This window comes from Halochromatium sp. NSM3 (genome assembly GCF_059621085.1).
Genome location: NZ_JCAQIA010000023.1, coordinates 39,433 through 58,354 on the forward strand (window position 1 = coordinate 39,433; position 18,922 = coordinate 58,354).

19 protein-coding genes are annotated in these 18,922 nt (G+C 65.9%); 9 read left to right on the plus strand and 10 right to left on the minus strand.

Annotation, left to right across the window (positions count from 1 at the left end; genetic code table 11):
* Positions 1-143: 143 nt before the first annotated feature.
* On the plus strand, positions 144-527 hold the full coding sequence (locus AC54T3_RS11110) for a DUF805 domain-containing protein (RefSeq protein WP_496624718.1): 384 nt from the start codon (positions 144-146) through the stop codon (positions 525-527).
* A 9-nt stretch (positions 528-536) separates the two neighbouring features.
* Here AC54T3_RS11110 and AC54T3_RS11115 read toward each other — a convergent pair whose 3' ends face one another.
* Both AC54T3_RS11115 and AC54T3_RS11120 read right to left on the minus strand, forming a co-directional pair.
* Positions 537-1,247: a metal-dependent hydrolase gene (locus AC54T3_RS11115; RefSeq protein WP_496624720.1), complete on the minus strand. Its 711-nt coding sequence runs from the start codon at positions 1,245-1,247 to the stop codon at positions 537-539.
* Entirely contained in the window at positions 1,247-2,506 is a 1,260-nt protein-coding gene (locus AC54T3_RS11120; protein ID WP_496624722.1) for a multifunctional CCA addition/repair protein, read from the minus strand. The genes AC54T3_RS11115 and AC54T3_RS11120 overlap by 1 nt, the downstream gene beginning before the upstream one ends.
* 133 nt (positions 2,507-2,639) lie before the next feature.
* Here AC54T3_RS11120 and AC54T3_RS11125 point away from each other — a divergent pair, with 133 nt between their 5' ends.
* On the plus strand, positions 2,640-3,161 hold the full coding sequence (locus tag AC54T3_RS11125) for a DUF2939 domain-containing protein (RefSeq protein ID WP_496624724.1): 522 nt from the start codon (positions 2,640-2,642) through the stop codon (positions 3,159-3,161).
* A gap of 58 nt (positions 3,162-3,219) precedes the next feature.
* On the plus strand, positions 3,220-3,639 hold the full coding sequence (locus AC54T3_RS11130) for a phospholipase A2 family protein (RefSeq protein WP_496624726.1): 420 nt from the start codon (positions 3,220-3,222) through the stop codon (positions 3,637-3,639).
* Between the two features lie 46 nt (positions 3,640-3,685).
* Here the strand turns inward: AC54T3_RS11130 and AC54T3_RS11135 are convergent, their stop codons facing one another.
* From AC54T3_RS11135 to AC54T3_RS11145, 3 genes are read right to left on the minus strand one after another with little or no spacing between them, the layout of a single operon-like run.
* Positions 3,686-4,990 (minus strand): MFS transporter, encoded by a 1,305-nt coding sequence (locus AC54T3_RS11135; protein ID WP_496624728.1) that lies wholly within the window; start codon positions 4,988-4,990, stop codon positions 3,686-3,688.
* Positions 4,991-4,997: 7 nt separating this feature from the next.
* Positions 4,998-5,612 (minus strand): response regulator transcription factor, encoded by a 615-nt coding sequence (locus AC54T3_RS11140; protein WP_496624730.1) that lies wholly within the window; start codon positions 5,610-5,612, stop codon positions 4,998-5,000.
* Positions 5,609-8,269: a PAS domain-containing sensor histidine kinase gene (locus AC54T3_RS11145; RefSeq protein ID WP_496624731.1), complete on the minus strand. Its 2,661-nt coding sequence runs from the start codon at positions 8,267-8,269 to the stop codon at positions 5,609-5,611. Before AC54T3_RS11145 ends, AC54T3_RS11140 begins: the two co-directional genes overlap by 4 nt.
* Before the next feature lie 110 nt (positions 8,270-8,379).
* On the opposite strand from AC54T3_RS11145, the gene AC54T3_RS11150 reads away from it, so the two are divergent.
* The 3 genes from AC54T3_RS11150 to AC54T3_RS11160 all read left to right on the plus strand — a co-directional run bounded on the left by AC54T3_RS11150 (position 8,380) and on the right by AC54T3_RS11160 (position 12,685).
* Positions 8,380-8,859 carry an RDD family protein gene (locus AC54T3_RS11150; protein ID WP_496624733.1) on the plus strand — a complete coding sequence of 160 codons (480 nt, stop codon included), beginning with the start codon at positions 8,380-8,382 and terminating at the stop codon, positions 8,857-8,859.
* A complete protein-coding gene (locus AC54T3_RS11155; protein WP_496624734.1) occupies positions 8,859-9,503 on the plus strand; it encodes an MBL fold metallo-hydrolase in 645 nt (214 codons plus the stop codon). The genes AC54T3_RS11150 and AC54T3_RS11155 overlap by 1 nt, the downstream gene beginning before the upstream one ends.
* 113 nt (positions 9,504-9,616) lie before the next feature.
* A complete protein-coding gene (locus AC54T3_RS11160) occupies positions 9,617-12,685 on the plus strand; it encodes a DUF349 domain-containing protein (RefSeq protein WP_496624736.1) in 3,069 nt (1,022 codons plus the stop codon).
* 20 nt (positions 12,686-12,705) lie between these two features.
* On the opposite strand, the gene AC54T3_RS11165 is transcribed toward AC54T3_RS11160, so the two are convergent.
* From AC54T3_RS11165 to AC54T3_RS11175, 3 genes are read right to left on the minus strand one after another with little or no spacing between them, the layout of a single operon-like run.
* The gene (locus tag AC54T3_RS11165) at positions 12,706-13,335 is read right to left on the minus strand and encodes a thioredoxin family protein (RefSeq protein WP_496624738.1); all 630 of its coding nucleotides are present in this window, start codon (positions 13,333-13,335) and stop codon (positions 12,706-12,708) included.
* Between the two features lie 29 nt (positions 13,336-13,364).
* Entirely contained in the window at positions 13,365-14,489 is a 1,125-nt protein-coding gene (locus AC54T3_RS11170) for a protein-disulfide reductase DsbD family protein (protein ID WP_496624739.1), read from the minus strand.
* Positions 14,408-15,658 (minus strand): protein-disulfide reductase DsbD domain-containing protein, encoded by a 1,251-nt coding sequence (locus AC54T3_RS11175; protein WP_496624741.1) that lies wholly within the window; start codon positions 15,656-15,658, stop codon positions 14,408-14,410. Before AC54T3_RS11175 ends, AC54T3_RS11170 begins: the two co-directional genes overlap by 82 nt.
* A gap of 445 nt (positions 15,659-16,103) precedes the next feature.
* Between AC54T3_RS11175 and AC54T3_RS11180 the strand changes: the two genes are divergently transcribed.
* The 3 genes from AC54T3_RS11180 to AC54T3_RS11190 all read left to right on the plus strand — a co-directional run bounded on the left by AC54T3_RS11180 (position 16,104) and on the right by AC54T3_RS11190 (position 17,968).
* Positions 16,104-16,892 carry a DUF2189 domain-containing protein gene (locus tag AC54T3_RS11180; protein ID WP_496624743.1) on the plus strand — a complete coding sequence of 263 codons (789 nt, stop codon included), beginning with the start codon at positions 16,104-16,106 and terminating at the stop codon, positions 16,890-16,892.
* A gap of 195 nt (positions 16,893-17,087) precedes the next feature.
* A complete protein-coding gene (locus tag AC54T3_RS11185) occupies positions 17,088-17,753 on the plus strand; it encodes a sulfotransferase family 2 domain-containing protein (protein WP_496624745.1) in 666 nt (221 codons plus the stop codon).
* Entirely contained in the window at positions 17,750-17,968 is a 219-nt protein-coding gene (locus tag AC54T3_RS11190; protein WP_496624746.1) for a hypothetical protein, read from the plus strand. The genes AC54T3_RS11185 and AC54T3_RS11190 overlap by 4 nt, the downstream gene beginning before the upstream one ends.
* On the opposite strand, the gene AC54T3_RS11195 is transcribed toward AC54T3_RS11190, so the two are convergent.
* Positions 17,965-18,252 carry a glutaredoxin family protein gene (locus tag AC54T3_RS11195; protein ID WP_496624748.1) on the minus strand — a complete coding sequence of 96 codons (288 nt, stop codon included), beginning with the start codon at positions 18,250-18,252 and terminating at the stop codon, positions 17,965-17,967. The genes AC54T3_RS11190 and AC54T3_RS11195 overlap by 4 nt on opposite strands.
* Before the next feature lie 4 nt (positions 18,253-18,256).
* On the minus strand, positions 18,257-18,922 hold a 666-nt coding region (locus AC54T3_RS11200; protein WP_496624749.1), incomplete at its 5' end, for a tyrosine-type recombinase/integrase.

Sequence of the window (18,922 nt, forward strand, 5' to 3'; positions counted from 1 at the left end):
CGCACGCCCGTTCCAGTTAAGGCTTGCATCGGACCGGCCCGAACAGGATCATCGGCCATCGCGGGTTCACGAATGATACGCGGCACGCCTGCGCAGCCGCCGATGCTCGATGGGGCCTGTGCACCACTCAACGGGGGACAACGATGAATTGGTATCTTGAGGTCTTGCGAAAGTACGCGGTGTTCACTGGCCGCAGCCGCCGCAAGGAGTACTGGTATTACTTCCTGATCAATTTTCTGATCATCACTGCCCTGCTGCTCATCGACAACATGCTCGGCACGCTCGATCCGGAAGCCGGCATGGGGCTGATCAGCGGCCTCTACGCGCTCGCGGTGCTGCTCCCGGGGATCGCGGTGGCCGTGCGTCGCCTGCACGACACCGGCCGCACCGGCTGGTGGGTGCTGATCGCGCTGATCCCCATCGTCGGCCCCATCATCCTGATCTTCTTCCTGATCCAAGAGAGCGTGGTGGGCGACAATCAGTACGGCCCCAACCCCAAGGGCGGGATCAAGGGCGACTTCGCCTAGCGAGTCGACTCACCAACGCGGCCAGTGCGCGATCAACGGATCGGTGGGGATGCCCAACTGGCCAATACCGGCGAGCACCGGCGTCGGGTCGGGGGTCAGCCCGAGCAGCCACACCGTCGCGCCGATCAACAACAGCGACCAGGGCCAGGCGCGCAGGCTGAGCGGCTTGAGCGCGGTGCCGAACGAGCGCTTCACGCGCCGGCCAAGCAGATCGACACTGGCGATCTCGTCCAAGGTGAGATGGGTCAGGTAACCGAGCAGCACAAAGCCCCCGGCCAGCCAGGCCAGTAAGGGCTCAACATCCAGCCAGAGGTCCGCCGCCACGGTCATCGCCAGCGCCAGCGCGATGGCCATCAACAGAGTGTGCCAGACGCCACGGTGCACGGTCAGGCGCGCAAATGTCCAGCGCAGCGGAAAGGCGACGAACAGCGTCACGACGACCCAGATCGCGACCTGCCCGAGCACACCGACCTCGGCCGGCACATGGTCGTCCAACTCAAACGCCACCATGAAGCCAAGGATGATGCCGACGCTGTTGAACAGCGCACGCACCGGCTTCGAGTCATCGGCATCGATATCCGGCAACAGGCTCGCCATGGTGCCGATGACGAACAGAACCTGGGTCTCGGTGCTGTTGATCAGGCCTTGGCCATAGGCGGCGAAGGCCGCCACTCCGGAAATCAGCACGCCGCCGGTCAAATGTCCCTGGAAATTCGCCATCAGGTCGCCTTTCGTGTCTGGTGAATCGCGCGGATGCGCGCTTCGCGCAACCGCTGTGGGATCAGGGCCTTGGACTCGGTCGCCTGGGCAATCGCGGCGGCATCGATGGCACGCGCCGCGCTCGCTAGGCGGCGCAAGCGCGCGGCCTGCGGATAATCGCGCTCCTCGTAGCCGGTGCGGCCGCGAAAATCGGCCTCGCACGCCGTCAGCATCTGCTCGAAGCGATCGGGGCGACGGAACAGATCAACCCCATCGAACAAATCCTGGATGGTCGCTGAGCGCAGCTCGTTGACCTTATGCACCTGGCCATGGAAACGGGCGGTGATCCGCGCCAGCTCGCAATAGCGCTTCGGCACCCGCAGCCGCGCGCAGACCTCGGCCAGCAGCCTGACGCCGCGCGCTTCGTGGCCGTGATGACTGGGCAGGATCTCGGGCGGGGTATTGCCCTTGCCGAGATCATGACAGAGCGCCGCGAAGCGCACCTCGGCCTCTGGCGAGAGCCGCGCTGCGGTGTCGAGCACCAGCATCACATGCACCCCAGTGTCGACCTCGGGATGCCACTTGGCCGGCTGCGGCACGCCCCAGAGCCGATCCAGCTCGGGCAGCAGCCGTTGCAGCGCGCCGCAGGCGCGTAAGGTCTCGAAGAACACCGACAACCGAGCGCCGGCGCGCTGTTCATTGAGCACCTTGGCGAGTTCGGCCCAGACCCGCTCTGGCACCAAGGCATCGACCTCGCCGGCCGCGACCATACGCCGCATCAGGCCCAGGGTCTCCTCGGCGATCTCAAAGCCGAGCCCCCGCAGCCGAGCGGCGAAGCGCGCGCTGCGCAGGATGCGCACCGGGTCTTCGCCGAAGGCCGGCGAGACGTGGCGCAAGCGCCGCTGCTCGAGATCGGCCAGGCCGCCATAGGGATCGATGATGCGCCCATCCGCAGTCTCGGCGAGCGCGTTGATGGTCAGGTCCCGACGTTCGAGATCCTGCTCCAGGGTCACGCTCGGCTCGGCGTGGAAGACGAAACCGTGATAGCCCGGTGCGGTCTTGCGCTCGGTGCGCGCTAGGGCGTACTCGTCCTTGGTGTGTGGATGCAGAAAGACCGGAAACTCCTTGCCCACGGGCAGAAAGCCGCGCCGCAGCATCTCGTTGGCATCGGCACCGACGACCACATAATCGCGCTCCTCGACCGCGAGCCCGAGCAGCCGATCGCGCACCGCGCCGCCGACGAGATAGGTTTCAAGCCCAGAGGTCGTGGAATCACTCATAAAAACGGCGGCAAGAGCGTGTCGATACTCGATGACAGCCTCGAATTATGCCAGCCCCTAAAGGTTCAGCACGGCCGAGGCGACCCTCGTAGAATAGCGGTTTTACTCGCGACCATCCGATCACAACACGCCCATGGCCCGCATTCTCGGCCTCTTGCTCTTACTCGCCGTCGTCGCCTACGGCCTCTGGCCCTATTACAGCCTGTTTCGCATCCACAGCGCGCTGCAGGAGCCAAGTGCCGAGGCATTGGAACCTGTGGTCGATCTGGCCGCCATCCAAGCCCATTATAAGACCCGCATCAGCAACAGCGTCAGCGACTTGCTACCCCCCAGCCAGAGCCAACGCCAGAGCCAGACCGAGGCCGATCAGGTGATCGGCTGGCTGGCCGATAACCTGAAGCGGCTCGGCGATGCGGCCCTGGAACAGGCGATCACGCTCGACTGGGTTCGCGTTAGCCTGCTCAATGCCAGTCGGCGCGCCGATGCCGAGAGCAGTCCGTCCAAGGACAGCAGCTTCATCGGCGCGATCGATTTCGCCTTCTTCGAGTCTTGGGACCGCTTTGTGGTCCGTTTTGGCGAACTCGGCGGCAACCCGACCTTCGTGATCCTGAGCTTCGAGGACGGCGAATGGCGCATTACTGATATCACGGGCTGAAGCGTCCGATTTCCTTGTTCGCATCTGCAACTCTTGCTCGCATCTGGAGGTTGAAAGCATGTTCCCGCGTCTGCTGTCTCTCTCGCTGTCTGTCTCGCGCTCGGCCATGCTGGCCGGCGCCATCCTCGTGCTCGCCGCTGGCAACGCAGCAGCCTTCAAGTGCATGCCTATCTACGGCAACTGGTGCGGCATCAACTATCCGAGCTTCGGCTGGCCGCCACCGGTTGATGCCTTCGATGCCGCCTGCATGCGCCACGACCTCTGCACCGCGCAGCCGGGGCCGGACACCGGCTGCGACATCGCCTTCGTCGGAGAGCTGCATGGCATCGCCGCGCAGGTCGGCTATCTACCGCGACCGCTGCAATGGGCCGAGTACGTCATCCGCCTCAAGGCCGGCGGCCCTTGGGGCGGGATGCCGCTGCCAACGCCCGGCGATGCCATGGGGGTGATGTCGAGTCTGGCCGCGCCCTGCTGGTGACAGCCTCGCCTGAGCGCTTGCCGACCAGACGGCAACGCGTCGACGGTCAATCGCTGAGCACAGGATCCGCGATCGCCGCGACATCAGCCCGCCCAGCACTCACATCAACGCGCCACAGCAGCGCGGCGCCGATCAGGAACAGCAGCAGGATCGGCAGCAGCGCCAGGCGGGGATCACCGCTCAAGGCGGCGGCGGTGCCCACCAAGAAGGGGCCGAGCACGGCGGCGAATTTACCGACCATGTTGTAGAAGCCGAACAGCTCTGCCGTCTGCCCGGCCGGGATCAGGCTCGCGAACAGCGCCCGACTCAGGGCCTGGATGCCGCCCTGGACCAGACCGATCGCGGCGGCCAGGACATAGAAATGTTCGACACGCGTCATCTGCGAGGCGGCGGCGATCACCAGGATATAGACCCCGATCGCGACCAGGATCGCCGGCTTGGGGCCGAGCTGCGTGCCGAGGCGCCCAAAGGCCAGCGCCGCCGGGAAGCCGACGAACTGGGTGATCAACAGCGCGACCATCAGGCTCGAACTCGCGAAGCCCAGATCTAGCCCGTACTTGACCGCCATGAACATCAGGGTATCGACACCGTCGATGTAGAACCAATAGGCGAGCAAGAACAAGAAGGTGTTCGGCAGCGAGCGGATCGCGCGAAAGGTCAGCGCCAGTTCGCGAAAGGCCCCCCGCACCGCACGCGGCAAAGTCTTTCGGCCCAGCCCCTTGCTCTCCGGGACGAACAGCAGCAACGGCAGCGTGAACAGCGCCCACCAGAGCGCGACCCCGAGGAACGCGAGCTGCACCGCAGCGCTCTCATCAGCGAGGCCGACGCGCTGCGGGAACAACACCATCAGCACGAAGCACGCGAACAGCAGCCCGCCGCCCAGATAGCCTAGTGCGTAGGCGAGGGAGGAGGCACGCTCGTAATCGCGCGGCGCGGCCACATCGGTGATCAGCGCATCATTGAAGATATTGCTGCCGAAGAAGCCGAGCAGCCCAGCCAGATAGAGCAGTAGCGCTGTCTGCCACTGGCCCGCGCCAACCCAATACAAGGCGCCGGTCGCGAGCAGCCCAAGCAGCGTGAAGCCGAGCAGGAAGCGTTTCTTGGCGCCGAGCTGATCGGCCAGCGCGCCCAGGATCGGCGCGCTCAGCACCAGGATCAGACTGGCCGCGCTGCTGGTATAACCGAGCCATTGGGTACTCTTGGCATCCGGCAGCGCGTTGGCCCAGAACTGGCTGAAGAACACCGGGAAGAAGCCGGCAATGACCACCGTCGCAAAGGCTGAGTTGGCCCAGTCGTAGAACGCCCAGGCCAGAACCTGGCGCTGACTGGACTCGGTGCTGAGCAGCCGCATGCGCGCTTCAACCCTGGCCGCTGACGATCATGGCCATGCGCACCAGCTCGGCGAGAGAGTCAGCCCGCGTCTTGTCCATCACCCGCGCGCGGTGGACCTCGACGGTCTTCGCGCTGACGCTGAGCGCGGCGGCGATCTCCTTGTTCGATTTTCCGTCCGTCACCATCGTCATCACCTCGTGCTCGCGCGGCGTCAGCTCAGCGAGGCGGGCGGCGATCTCGGCCTTGCGTGTCTGCAGCGCGCGATGCTGCTCGTCGTATTCGAGGGCCTTGCGGAGGCTGTTGAGCAATTGTTCATCGTCGAACGGTTTCTCGATGAAATCGACCGCGCCGGCCTTCATCGCTTTCACCGCCATCGCCACATCGCCGTGACCGGTGATGATGATCACCGGGAGACGGATCTCGCGCCGCCCCAGGTATTCCTGAAGCTCGAGCCCGCTCATCCCCGGCATGCGCACATCCAGCAGCAGACAGCCGGCACGCCCGGGATAGTAGGCATCAAGAAAGGCATGCGCCGAATCGAAGGTCTCGACCCGCATGCCGACCGACTCGATCAACCATTGCAGCGAGCCACGCATGGCCTGGTCGTCATCGACGACGAACACGGTCAGTTCCTGGTTCATCCGTGCGTGCCCTCAGCGCGTGGTTGTTCGATCAGCGTCAGCGGGCGCGTATCGGGCAGGCCCAGCGTGCTGGCGCGCGCGCGCTCGTCGAGTTCCTCGGCCGCCACCGGCAACTCGACCTGAAACACCGTGCCCAGACCGGGCTCGGACTCGGCGCGAATGGTGCCGTCGTGATCCTCAAGGATGGTCAGACTGATTGGTAGCCCCATACCCATTCCGGTCTCTTTGGTGGTGAAGAAGGGATCGAACAGCAAGCTCATGCGCTCCGGCGGGATGCCGGGACCATTGTCCCGGACACGCACCAAGGCGCGATCATCCACACGTCGGGTGCTGATCAGCAGCGCACGCTCGCCCGGCAAGCGCTCCTCGAGCGCATCCAACGCATTGCGCACCAGATTCAGCAGCACCTGCTCGATCTGCACCAGATCGACATCCACCGGGATCGCCTCCTCGGCGAGCTGCTGCTCGATCTGCATCTCTAGCTTGGCGGTCTCGAACTCGACGAAGCTGCAGACCTCGCGCACCAGCAGGTTGAGATCGACCGCCGAGCGGATCGGCTGCTGCTTGCCGACCAGCGCCCGCAGCCGCTTGATGATCTCGCCAGCGCGTTGCGCCTGCCCCGAGATGTGCGCCATCGCGTCCACCAGTGCCGCGCTGTCACCCTGGCCGCTCTTCAGCCGGCGGCTCGCGCCATTGGCGTAATTGACGATCGCCGCCAGCGGCTGGTTGAGTTCATGCGCCATCCCGGTCGCCACCTCGCCCATGGTACTCAAGCGGCAGACATGGACCAACTCGGCCTGATGTTGACGTGACTCCTGCTCGGCGCGACGCACCGCAGTGATATCGCGCGCATAGATGTTCACATACCCGAGATCCTGAATCGGCACGAACAGCAGCGCGTAGATGGTACTGCCCAGATCGTCCTCATGCTCCAGGGTCTCGCCGTCTTCGAGCACCGCACGCACCTGCTCGCACCAGCGCGTCGGCAGCGGCCCGCCAGGCTCCGTTTCCCAGGCCTGGATCAACGGCTGGCTGGCGGCATTGGCATAGACGATGCGGGCGGCACCGTTGACGCGCAAGATCGGGCTCGGACTCTCGCTGGCGAAGCGGGCCAAGCCCTTGATCTCGCGCTCGGCCTCCTTGCGCTTGGTGATGTCGTGGATATAGAGCGTATACACCGGCTCCTCCTCGAGCGCGATCGGCACGATCGAGACCTCGATCGGGAACAACTGCACGTTGTCGCGCACCGCGCGCAGCTCGGTGCGGGCATGGGGACGCTCGCCAAGGGGACCGCGTCGGCTCGACTCGCGCAGCAGGCCGATGAAATGGGCGCGGTCGCTGGGGGCGACGAAGGTGCGCACGAAGTCGAGGCCGATGATGGCATGGCGATCAAAGCCCAGCATGCGTTCGGCGGTGGGGTTGTAGTCGATGACTGCGCCCGCTCGGTTCAGGGTCACGATCGCGTCCAGTGAGGCCTCCATGATCGCGGCCTTGAGCGCCTCGGTCTCGCGCATCTCGTGTTCGTGCTTGCGCCGCATCTCCTCGCGCGCGCGCAGCACCAGCGAGGTGAAATGCTGCATCCATTCCTCGAGCAGCACCAGTTGGTTGCCGCCGCCCTTGAAGCCCGGCTGCTCGATGCCGAGCGCCCGCTGCGAGAAACGGGTCATGCGCTTCAGCACCTTGTTCAGCCGCGCCGAAACCAGATAGATCACCAGCGAGAACACGGCGATGAAGACCAGCGCGGCAATCAAGCGCTGGTTGCGCTCGAAATCGATCACCTTGTCCGACATTTTGGTCACGATGCGCTGGGGGATGAAGGTCGCGAACAGCATGTTCCAGTTCGAGCCCTCGTAGGCCGGCAACGACTGCGAGGTGACCAGGTACTCATCGCTCCACTCGCTGAGCAAGGTGCCGGGGATCAACTGCTGGGGTTCGTTACTGGCGAGGATGCGCTGCTCGTCGGCATCGATCAGCGCCACCGCCGAACGATCCGCCGAAAAGCTCCCCTCGGAGGCGGCGAGAAACGCCGCGTCCACCGGCACTAGGACCACCAGGCTGCCCATGGTATAGCCGCTGGCATCCTCAACCCGATCGCTGACCACCAGATAGGGTTGATCGTCGAAGCGCGCGAGGACGCTCCGCACCTCGTCGAGGTCACCGAGCCACTGACCGAGACTGCCGGTCAGCTCCTCCGGCAACCGCTCGTCACCGGCCTGATAGACCTCGCGCACCAGACCGCGCGAGTCCACCAAGAGCACATGACTCGGGGCCAGCAACGCATTGCGGCCGAACACATCCGGCAGCCAAAAGGGCCGGAACCCGGCATAGACCACCGGATCGACGACCTCGCCGGGAAACCAGAACAACGGCTCCAGGTATTGCGCCAGGCGCCGATGATTGGCCAGCAGGCGCGTCGTCGCCGCATAGTTGGTCATGTACTGATCGAAACGGATCAGGCTCTCGCGCGCGCGCAGATCGAGCCGCATCGAGAGTTCGCGTCCAAAGATGCGCTCGATGGCCTTGCTCTGCACCTGATCGAGCACGATCCAGACCGCGAGCCCCGCGATCACGCCGATCAAGATCCCGATCACCGGCATGGGCAGCCGGCGCAGCAGATGAAACAGCGTTGCTTTGATGCTGATACGGGGCAGTGTCACTGAGCAACCCGATGGTAGAGCAGCAGCCAACGCTAGCCAGCGCTGGCTGCATCTGGGTAAGGTGGAGCTTAGTGAGCAACGACCGACTTGATCAACCCTCGAGCCACCCCATGACCGACCTGTCCCAGTCTCGCAGCCCCGGCCTGCCGCGCCGCCTGGCGGCGATCCTCTATGATCTCCTGCTGCTCGGCTCCGTGCTGATCGTGGCCGCCTTCGTCTACAGCATCCCGGTGCAGAGCCTGACCGGCGCCGATCTCGCCGAGGGGAGCGCGCGGCTGTTGTTCCAGCTCTATCTGCTGCTGGTGATCCTCGGCTATTACCTCTACTTCTGGACCCATGGCCGCCAAACGCTGTCGATGCGGGTCTGGCGACTGCTCATCCTGCGCGAGGACGGCGCGCCGCTCAGCGCACGGGATGCCGTGCGCCGCCTCGGCTTCGCCCTGCTGACCCTAGCGCCGGCCGGGCTCGGCCTCTGGTGGATGCTGTTCGACCGCGAGCAGCAGACCTGGTACGACCGTCTGGCCGGCACCCGCACCCTGCTGCTGCGCAAGGACGCCGGCCGGCGCCGCTCAACCAATGAGGCCGACTGATGCGCTTCGAGATCATCCCTGTCACTCCCTTCGAGCAGAACTGCACCCTGCTCATCTGCCCCACCACCTTGGAGGCCGCGATCGTTGACCCCGGTGGCGAGCCGGAGCGGATCAGCGCGGTGCTGGAGCGCAGCGGCGCGACGCCACGCATGATCCTGCTCACGCTTGGGCATCTTGATCATGGCGGCGCTGCGCCGGCGCGCGCCGCGGCGCTCGGGGTTCCGATCATCGGCCCCGTGCGCGCCGACGCCTTCTGGCTCGAGGCCCTGCCGCAGCAGGCGCAGATGTTCGGCTTCCCGCAGCAGGCCGCGTTCAGTCCCGATCAATGGCTCGAGCACGGCGACCAGGTGCCGCTCGGCGAGCGCCGACTCGAGGTGCGGCACTGTCCGGGTCACACGCCCGGCCATCTGGTGTTCGTCGACCGCGCGGCCGGTCTGGCCCAGGTCGGCGATGTGCTCTTCCGGGGTGCGATCGGCCGCACCGACTTTCCGCGCGGCGATCATGGCCAGCTCCTGCGCTCGATCCGCGAGCAGTTGTTCCCGCTCGGCGATGCGGTGCGCTTCATCCCCGGCCACGGCCCGATGGGCACCTTGGGCGAGGAGCGCCGCACCAACCCCTTCGTCGGTGAACCGCGAGCGCGCTGATCTGATCCGTTGATCCGTTGATCCGTTGAATCATTGATCCCGCTAGCCAGAAACCCTAGCGGTGAGAGGTATATAATGGGCGGTCACCGAGCCGTCACCTGCCCTTCCTTGCCATGCTGCTGAAACGTCTGTTCGGCCGACGCGCCGAGATCGAGGCCCCCGACGACCCCCAACCCTCGCTTGAGCACGCGCTCGAGAGCCCCGAGGTCAACGTCCGTCGCCAGGCCTGCCGGCAACTGACCGACTTGCGCTTGCTGCGCGTCCTCGCCGCGCGCGACGAGGACGCAGGTGTGCGCGAGCTGGCCGAGGCGCGCTACCGGCGACTGTTGTGCGGCCTCGACGCTCAGGCGCCGAGCCTAGAGGTGCGCCTCGCCGAACTCGAGCGCGCGTTCGACCGCTCGCTCGATCCAGCGATGCTCGATCCTTCGCTTGATCAATCGCCCGATCACTCGCTCGACCCAGGGTTGCTCGCACAAGTCGCCCTCCAAGCCAGCGACGCCCCCCTGCGCCTCGCCGCGATCGGCCAGGTTGTCGATGCCGAGGTTCTGACCAGCTGCGCGATCAATGACCTGGTCGCCGCGAATCGACTCGCGGCGGCTGAGCGCGTTCAGCACAAGGCCGCGCTCGAACAGATCGTCAAAGCCTCCGGCAAGCGCGACAAACGGGTCTACCGGCTCGCGCGCGAGCGCCTCAAGCAGATGCTCGAGCAAGAAGAGCGTCCCCGGCGCGCGCATGAGCTGGGTGAGACCCTGTGCGAACGCCTGGAACGGCTCGGGCGCTTCGACAACTGGCTGCAAGATCGCTCCGTACTCGAGCATCTGGAGCAGCAGTGGCAGACGATCGAGGCCGATGTCGATCAGGCCCTGAGCCAGCGTTTCCAGACCCTGCGCCAGCGCTTCCTTGATGGCTACGAGACCTATCGGCAAGCTCATGCGGCGCGGATCGCCGAGCAGGAAGCCCAAGCCGCCGCCACCCGCGAACGCGAGACGCTCATCGAGCAGCTACGCGATCTCGCCAAGCGTGCTCCCGAGCTGGATCTGGAAACGCTCACACAGGAGCAGGAGCAGCTTCAGCAGGCTTGGCAAAGCACCGGCCCGCCGGAGCCAACGACCCAAGCCGAACTCGAGCAAGCCTATCGTCAGGCGCGGCAAGCGATCGAGGCGCAACGGCAGCAATTCAGGCAACACGAGCGGATCGATCAGGCTGCGGAGCAACTCCTCGCCGACCTGCGCCGCCAGAACGAGCGCGGCGGCCACCCGGATCGGCGCACACTCGAGGCACTGCGCCAACGCCGCCGGACACTGCCAGACAGTGAGCCAGGCACCGGCGATGAAACCATGGCGGCCAACGCGACCCCATCGCCGCAGGCAACACGGCTGCGGGAGATCGACCAGCTCCTCGAGCGCTTCGAGCAACGCCTGCAACGGCATCGCAAACAACTGACGCGTAAGCTCGAGGCACTGCCGGAACGACTCACCGAGCTGGAAGCGCATCTCGACGCCGGCGAGCTGAAAAAGTCCGATCCGCTCTACCAAAGCATCAGCGCGACCCTCGAGCAGGCCCGCTCCGTCGCGATCGGGCGCGAGACCATCAGTGCCATCGACGAGCGTCTCAAGCGCATCGCCCCGCAACTGCGCGAGCTGCGCCATTGGCGGCGCTGGAGCACCGATGAGCATCGCGCTCAGCTCTGCGCCGAGGCCGAGGCCCTCGCCGCCGATACCGAGCATGCCGATGAGCCCAGTATCAACCGCTTACAGGAACTCAAGGCCCACTGGCAACAGCTCGACCACCAGGGCGCGCCGGCCGACGATGCGCTCTGGGAGCGTTTTCGTCAGGCCGGCGAGCAGATCCGAACGCGCTGCCGACCCTTTCTCGAGGCACAGGCGGCGCTGCGCGGCGAGAATCGCAAACAGCGCGAGGCCTTGGCCAAGCGTCTCGAAGACTTCCTCGACAAGGTTGACTGGGAGCGCGTCGATTGGAAGAAGCTACACCGTGCCGAACGCGAGATGCGCCAGGCCTGGAGCGCCCTGATCGAGGCGCCGGGGATCGAGGCATCGGGGGTCAACGCAACGAGCGGTGACAACAAGGGCGCGCGTGATCGCGCGATCGAGGGCCGCTTCCGCCGCGCGCTGCGGCGGCTCGACCGCATCCTGGCCGAGGAACGCGCGCGCAACCAAGCGCAGAAGCACCAGTTGCTGGAACAGATGCGGGCGCTGGCCGATGAACCCGATCTACGCAAGGCGATCGATACGGCCAAGCAGCTACAACACCAATGGCAGACCACGGTTCCGGCACGCCACCGCGACGAGAACGCGCTGTGGCATCAGTTCCGCGCCGCGAGCGATACGGTCTTCGCGCGCCGCGCCGCCGAATACGAGGCACGTGGCGCCGGCTTGCGCGAGAACCAGGCGACCCGCGAGGCCATCTGCCGGGATCTCCTGGCCTTGGCGGAGTCCGATGCCCTGCACACGGCCGCTGAGTTGGAGCACCAGAGCAGCGAACTCAAGCGACGTTGGAGCGATACCGAGGCATTACCGGTACCGCGCCAGGCCCAGGCGGCACTGAACCGCACCTGGCGCGAAGCCCTGGCCGCCGTGCGCGTGCGCCTTGCGAGCTTGCATGACGCCGAGCGTTGGGCCGGGATCGAGCGTCTGGCGCAACGCGCGGTCTATTGCGACAACGCGGCCCGCCATCTGCTCGCGAACGGTACTGTCGATGGGGTCAGCGACTGCGAACGCCTGCAACAGGACTGGCAGGCATTACCCGTGATCGAGGACCAACCGCTAGCGAAAGCGCTCGATACGGCCTTCGGTCAGGTGCTCGCTAGCTGCCGCGACCCGAAGCAGCGCCCGGCGCTCGCCTCCTTGCTCGAAGAGCACCTGCGACAACGCGAATCGCTCTGTCTCACGCTCGAGATCATCGCCCAAGTCGAGTCACCTGATCGCTTGCAGGCGCAGCGCATGCAGCGCCAGGTCGAGCGCTTGCGCGATCGGATGACCGAGGGCGAGCCCGGCGCCAGCGATGACGTCGGCGCCCTGCTGCGCGATTGGTATCTGACCACCCCGGCGGCGACGTCGGCAGCGTTGAATGCGCGCTTCGAGCGCATCAACGCGGTCCTGCGCGAGGGCGCGACCCAGCCCGAGCTGAGCACGGACCTGGCCGACATCGGCGTCAGCGCCTGACGCCGACAACGCGCCTTGGCTCAGTATTTCACCGAGCAGCCATAGGGCCGAGTCACTGGCTGGCTCACCGGCTTCCCGGCCTCGAGTTCAGCCATCGCCAGGCGCACATAGTTGGTCGAGTCCGGGATGTCGGCTGGATCGGTGGTTGCCCGATCGTCGATGCCGCCCATATAAAGCAGCGTACCAGCCTCGTCGATGAGGTACATGTGCGGCGTGGTACGGGCGCCGTAGGCGCGCCCGATCTCCCCATCGACATCCAGGATGACGGCGGTTGGCGCGGCCTCCCGGTCAGCGGTCAGCGCATCGGCCTCATCGGCGCTCACATGCCCCTGCTTGCCCGGCGCCGAGGAGATCACCGAGAGCCAGACGTAGCCGTCCTCGGTGGCCTCGCGCTGCAAGGCCTGCATGTTGCCGGCGTCGTAGTGTTTCCTGACGTAGGGACAGTCATGATTGGTCCATTCGAGGATCACTGGCTGACCGGTCAGGTCCTCCAGTGCCCAGGTCTTGCCAGCGGTGTCGACGCCGGTGAAGGCCGGTGCCGGCGCGCCGACCTCGGGGGAAGCCAGCGCCGCGCCGTTCAGGCCGCAGAGAGCCAAGGCGGTGATCGCGGCGGTAATCGGGGCGGTCAGTCGAGTCTGTCGTCGAAACATCAGAGGTCTCCTTCGGTGGGTGAACGCGCTCAGAGGTTGGTCATTGTCGGTTGGAGTGCATCGAGCACGATGGATTCCGTCAGCACCTGCGGCAGCACCTGCGGTTCGGCGCCCGGCGGATAATACACATAGAGCGGCACGCCGCTGCGGCCAAAGCCGGCCAGATAATCGCTGATCCGGGCATCGCGGTTGGTCCAGTCGCCCTTCAGATAGAGCAGATCACGCGCGGCGAACGTCTCCACCACCGCCGAGCGCGAGAGTGCGACGCGCTCGTTGACCAGGCAGGTGATGCACCAGGCTGCGGTCATGTTGACGAACACCGGGCGTTCGGCCTCGCGGGCCGCAGCCAAGCGCTCACTCGAGAATGGCATCGACGGCGGTCCCGACTGGCGCCCTTGCCGAGCCACGGACTGATCGCCCTGCCCTCGCTCGCCACTGACCGGCTTGCCGCCGAAGGCGCCCGCCGCGTCGCTGTTGGGCGCCCCGGAATCGCTCGGCGCCTCAGGCTCAATCGGCGTACCAGGCGAGCCAGGCGCACCGGGCGCGAGGTCGATCGCCAGCCAGAGCGCCATCGCCAGCGAGACACCCGCAGAGACTTGCGCCACCCGGCGCCAGCGTCCCTGCCCGACGCGCGCCACCTCCCACAGCCATAACCCGAGCGCGAGCAGCACCAGCCCCGCTAGTCCGGCGCCAACGCCGATCGGCCCAGTCTGCACGCTCAGCACCCAAAGCAACCAGGCGGCGGTCGCGAACATCGGAAAGGCCAGCAACTGCTTGAGGTACTCCATCCACGGCCCCGGTCGCGGCAGCCGCCGTGCCAGCATCGGGCTCAGCGCCAATAACAGGAAGGGCAGCGCCATGCCCAGCCCCAGGGTGAGCACCACCGCCAGCGCCGCCGGCCAGGGCTGTGCCAGCGCGAAGCCAAGCGCAGCGCCCATGAAAGGGGCGGTACAGGGTGCCGCGACCAAGGCCGCCAGGGCACCCGTGGCAAAAGCTCCGAGATGACCCCGACTCGACCCAGCGGCACCCATGCCCATCAGGCTGGCGCCGAGCGTGATGGCGCCGGCCAGGCTCAGGCCGAGCGCCAGGAACAGACCAGGAACAGATAGGCCATGAGCACGACGAAGGTTGGCGACTGCAGTTGGAAGCCCCAACCGACCGCCGCGCCGCCGGCACGCAGGGCCAGCAGCAAGATCGCCACCAGCGCGAAGAAGGCCAGCACCCCAGCGCTATAGGCCAGCCCGTGCAGGGCGCGCTCGGCGAATCGTTGCTGACCCTGCCGCGCCAAGGCCAGCGCCTTGATCGCCAACACCGGAAAGACGCAGGGCATCAGGTTCAGCACCAGCCCGCCGAGTAACGCGAACAGGAGCGCCAGCGGTAGCCCGAGCGTGGCGCGCTCGGCGCTGCCCGGATCACCGAGGACATCCTCGGGTGCGCTAATCGCTGAGCCGGTGGGATCTTCAGCCTGTTCGGCCGTTGGTACCGAGGCATCCACCGGAAGCGCATCGGTCCCACCCGCATGCTCGACCACCAGAAGCCCGACCGGCACCGCCGAGGCCGGGGCTTCGCCGGGCACCAAGGTCATCGACAGCCAGCCGTCCTCGATCTGCCAAGATTGTGGTGCCGCATGCTCGAGCAGCCCCCATTCATCGGCGAAGAAGGCAATCGAGGTCGGCTCCGCCGGTAGCGCGGCGGCCGGCACGCGCAGGCGCATCCGTTCCTCGCCACGCTCGAGGGTCGCGGCGATGCGACCGCCGCTCGGCAATCGTGCCCGGGCATCCGCGAACAGCCGCGCGCGTGCCGCCTCATCGTCATCGGCGCCCGTCGCACCCGCTTCCTCATCCCCCACGCTCAGGCCAACGCTGTTCGCATTCGAGCGGGATGGCGTCTCGGCGACCGTCCGCAGCCGCAGCTCAAACGCCCCCTCCTCCGGGATGCAATGCTCCTCGCACACCAGCCAGGTTGCGTCTGCCCGCACCTCGATCGGCTCCCCGGCCGGCCAGTCGGCCGAGACCGAGAGCGGGATCAGATGCAGCGCCCGTCCCGAGTAACCGTAGTTGGCGAGCGGTCCGACCCGGATTAACGAGGGGTAGGTCCACTGGATCGGGCCAGCCGTGACCCCTTCGGGCAGATTCCAGGTCAGCCGAGGCGGTTCGCCGGAATCACCGGGATTCTTCCAATAGGTATGCCAGTGCGGTCGGATATCGAAGACCAGCGCCAGATCGACGCTAGCGCCCGGCTCGACGACACCGCGCTCGGCGACCAACTGGGCGCGCAGATGCTCGGTCTCGACTGGCTCGGAGACACCAGCGCCTGCCAGCACGGCCCGGTTACGCGCATCGTCACGCGCATCGGGTCTCTGGCCCCCGTCGCCAGAGACCCTTGATGCGGGCGCGAGCGACAGGAGCGCAAGGAAGCAAGCGGCGATGAGGAGCCACCATGAATTCCCGCCCCATCGGGGAAAAGACACAAAAACCATCACAATTCCTTGCGTTTTGTCAGTGACTAGACCAAATTATGGGTGGCGAAGGCAAACGCCAACTCGCACTGCCACTGCCGTATGACAGCCTAGAGTCCCGGCGAGCAGAGGAGCAGAGGAGAGAACAAAGGCGTCTCCACGCCTTCCGCGTCACGACAATAGCGCCGGCCATCACTGATGGGCCTGCCCGAGGGCTTGATACCCGACCATCGCCGCCTCGTCCTTAAGGCCGAGATCGGGTCGGCCCGCCCTTGTTACCAAAAACCAAAACACACCGGAGGATTTCGCGATGGAGCAGACCACCGTCGCCGCCGATGTCCAGACCGAGGACATCGCCGTCAATCAGATCAGTCTGTCCCAACCTTGGGAATGGCTCGAAAAGGGCTGGCGCGACATGATGAATGCGCGTCGTTACAGCTTCACCTACGGGGCCGTCATCGTCTTGATCAGCGGGCTGATGACGCTCGGCCTGATGGGCGAGGGCCTGTTCTACATCGTGCCCTTTCTAGCCGCCGGCTTTTACCTGCTCGCGCCGATCATCGGCCTTGGGCTCTATCAGATGAGCGCCCACCTCGAAGCCAACGAGCCGGTCAAGTTTTGCAGCGCGCTCGAAGCCTGGCGCAGCAACCAGGCCCAGCTTGGCGTGATCACCGCCGGCCTGTTGATCATCATGCAGCTCTGGATGATGTCCAATTTTGTGCTCTTCGCGCTGCTCTTCAATGGCATGCATCCGCCGCTGGAAAACTTCTTCGGCGCCGTCTTCCTCTCGGGGCAGCACAATGCGTTCGCGTTCGCGAGCCTGGCGGTCGGCTTCACGCTGGCCTGGGTGGCTTACGCGATCAGCGCCATCTCGGTGCCGATGCTAATCGACCGCAAGGTCGATGGCTTCACCGCGATCCGCACCAGCGTCAGGGCGGTGACCCAAAACTGGGTGCCCATGACGTTCTGGGCCGTGCTCATCGTGTTCTTCATCGGGATCGGCCTGGTGACCTTCTACATCGGCCTTGCGATCGCGATGCCACTGGTCGGTCACGCCACCTGGCACGCGTACCGCGACCTGGTGCCGGCCGAGCAGTAACGCGCGCGTGCCACGAAACCGTTGGCCCTGGACTCAGAGACCCAGGGCTGACGCGCCTATTTGCTGGCTTGCGGTGGCGCCGCCAACCATGGCATTGGCGCTGGGCTGTTGGCATAGAAGCACCCAAATCAACTGCGGGTCCGAGCCGCGAGCCAGGCCTGCGCCTGGGCTGTGAGTTGCGGTATACAATGCCCCATGCTGCTCTCCCCCAAGCACCAGTTCCTGTTCATCCATATCGCCAAGACCGGCGGGACCAGCGTGCGCGCGGCGCTGGCGCGCCGGCGTTGGGCCGATCCCTGGTATTGGCCGATGTTCGTTTGCAGCCGACTTAGCCATCTCAGTGGCCATCGCATCGGTACCAAGCTGCCGCGCCATGCCAAGGTCATTGCCGCCAAGGAGCTGCTACCACGCGAGGTCTTCGAGGCGTTGTTCAAGTTCGCCTTCGTGCGCAACCCTTGGGACCTGCAGGTCAGCTCCTTCCACCATATTCGCCGCGAGCGCCCACGGTATCTCGGTGGCCATGAGGATTTTGCTGGCTTCCTGCGCTGGAAGCTCGACCCCGAGCGCCCGCCGCAATATCACCTGGACACCTCCATCGAACTGCAGAGCGACTATCTGATCGACCTGCACGGTCATCTGATCGTCGACTTCATCGGCCGTTATGAACGCCTTGAACAGGACTTCAGCGAGGCCTGTGCACGGATCGGCATCGCCCCGCCCAAGCTCCCACACCGCCGCCAGGCCAACGACCGCCGCGCCGATTACCGCGCCTACTACGATGATCAGACCGCCGAGCTGGTCGCGCGACACTTCGCGCCCGATATCGAGCGCCTTGGCTACCGCTTCGATCCAGCCCCATGACGGAGATGAGCGACAGCGACTACCGGCATCTGCTCAACGAGCTGGAGAGCCTGCTGGAGGACACCGCCGAGATGCTGCAGCGGTTCGAGGACAGCGGCATGGATGAACGCATGCCGGAGGATTATCAGACACTGCTCGCCATCCAAGCCAAGGCCCAGCAAGAGCAACAGAGCTATCTGCAAGCACTGCAGAGCGCGCCCGAACACAGTCATTAGCAACCGAGGGTCTTGTTGCTCGAAGCACGCTTGTAGAGTTCGAGAAAAGCCCGCTCGGAGAATCCATCCAAGCGTTGGTCACCCACCGTGATGGTCGGGACACCCCGGGCACCCAGGCGCTCCAAGGCCTTACGCGCCTTGGGGCTGCGCCCGACATCGAGTTCGCTGAAGGGGATCTGGCGTGCCTCGAGAAAGACCTTGGCACGACGACAGTGCGCGCAACCCTGGCTCGTATAGAGCAAGATGCGCGGGGTGCTGGACTTACCGGTACGCGAGCGGCCCATCGGCTCAGCGGCGTTTGCGCGCGCGCGGGTGCGCCTGGTCGTAGACCTGGGCGAGATGCTGGAAATCGAGATGAGTATAGACCTGCGTGGTCGCGATATCGGCATGCCCCAGCAACTCTTGCACCGCCCTGAGATCACCCGATGATTCGAGGAGATGGCTTGCGAACGAGTGACGCAGCAGGTGCGGATGCAGGTTGCGATGCGCGCCGCGCAGCTGCGCCCAGTGCTTCAGGCGCGCCTGCACCGTGCGCGGATGGATGCGGCGCCCGCGGGAGCTGACGAATAAGGCCGGTTCATCCTGCGGGGCGAGCAGCGGGCGCACGCCAAGCCAGGCATCGACGGCCCGCAGCGCGGCCTTGCCCACAGGAACTCGGCGCGTCTTTGCACCCTTACCGACGACGGTGAGCAGGGCGTCGGCGGGATCGATATCGCGCACATCGATCGCGATCAGCTCCGCCAGGCGCAGTCCGGATGAATAGAACAGCTCGACCATCGCCGTGTCGCGCAACGCCAGGGGCTCATCATCGGCGCCCGCCTCGGACCTCGTCTCGGGTTCAGCCTGGACTCCGACCTTGGGTTCGACCTCAGACCCAGGCTGGCCATCGCCCTCGCTGTCGCCAGCGCCAGCGCCAGCGCCAGCGCCAGCGCCAGCGCCAGCGCCAGCGCCAGC

Bases quoted from the DNA above. Each gene is read 5' to 3' on its own strand.
- AC54T3_RS11195 (WP_496624748.1), bottom strand. From the start codon at position 18,252: ATGGGCCGCTCGCGTACCGGTAAGTCCAGCACCCCGCGCATCTTGCTC.
- AC54T3_RS11130 (WP_496624726.1), top strand. From the start codon at position 3,220: ATGTTCCCGCGTCTGCTGTCTCTCTCGCTGTCTGTCTCGCGCTCGGCC.
- AC54T3_RS11150 (WP_496624733.1), top strand. From the start codon at position 8,380: ATGACCGACCTGTCCCAGTCTCGCAGCCCCGGCCTGCCGCGCCGCCTG.
- AC54T3_RS11120 (WP_496624722.1), bottom strand. From the start codon at position 2,506: ATGAGTGATTCCACGACCTCTGGGCTTGAAACCTATCTCGTCGGCGGC.
- AC54T3_RS11180 (WP_496624743.1), top strand. From the start codon at position 16,104: ATGGAGCAGACCACCGTCGCCGCCGATGTCCAGACCGAGGACATCGCC.
- AC54T3_RS11115 (WP_496624720.1), bottom strand. From the start codon at position 1,247: ATGGCGAATTTCCAGGGACATTTGACCGGCGGCGTGCTGATTTCCGGA.
- AC54T3_RS11155 (WP_496624734.1), top strand. From the start codon at position 8,859: ATGCGCTTCGAGATCATCCCTGTCACTCCCTTCGAGCAGAACTGCACC.
- AC54T3_RS11140 (WP_496624730.1), bottom strand. From the start codon at position 5,612: ATGAACCAGGAACTGACCGTGTTCGTCGTCGATGACGACCAGGCCATG.
- AC54T3_RS11185 (WP_496624745.1), top strand. From the start codon at position 17,088: ATGCTGCTCTCCCCCAAGCACCAGTTCCTGTTCATCCATATCGCCAAG.
- AC54T3_RS11125 (WP_496624724.1), top strand. From the start codon at position 2,640: ATGGCCCGCATTCTCGGCCTCTTGCTCTTACTCGCCGTCGTCGCCTAC.
- AC54T3_RS11135 (WP_496624728.1), bottom strand. From the start codon at position 4,990: ATGCGGCTGCTCAGCACCGAGTCCAGTCAGCGCCAGGTTCTGGCCTGG.
- AC54T3_RS11190 (WP_496624746.1), top strand. From the start codon at position 17,750: ATGACGGAGATGAGCGACAGCGACTACCGGCATCTGCTCAACGAGCTG.
- AC54T3_RS11110 (WP_496624718.1), top strand. From the start codon at position 144: ATGAATTGGTATCTTGAGGTCTTGCGAAAGTACGCGGTGTTCACTGGC.
- AC54T3_RS11165 (WP_496624738.1), bottom strand. From the start codon at position 13,335: ATGTTTCGACGACAGACTCGACTGACCGCCCCGATTACCGCCGCGATC.
- AC54T3_RS11160 (WP_496624736.1), top strand. From the start codon at position 9,617: ATGCTGCTGAAACGTCTGTTCGGCCGACGCGCCGAGATCGAGGCCCCC.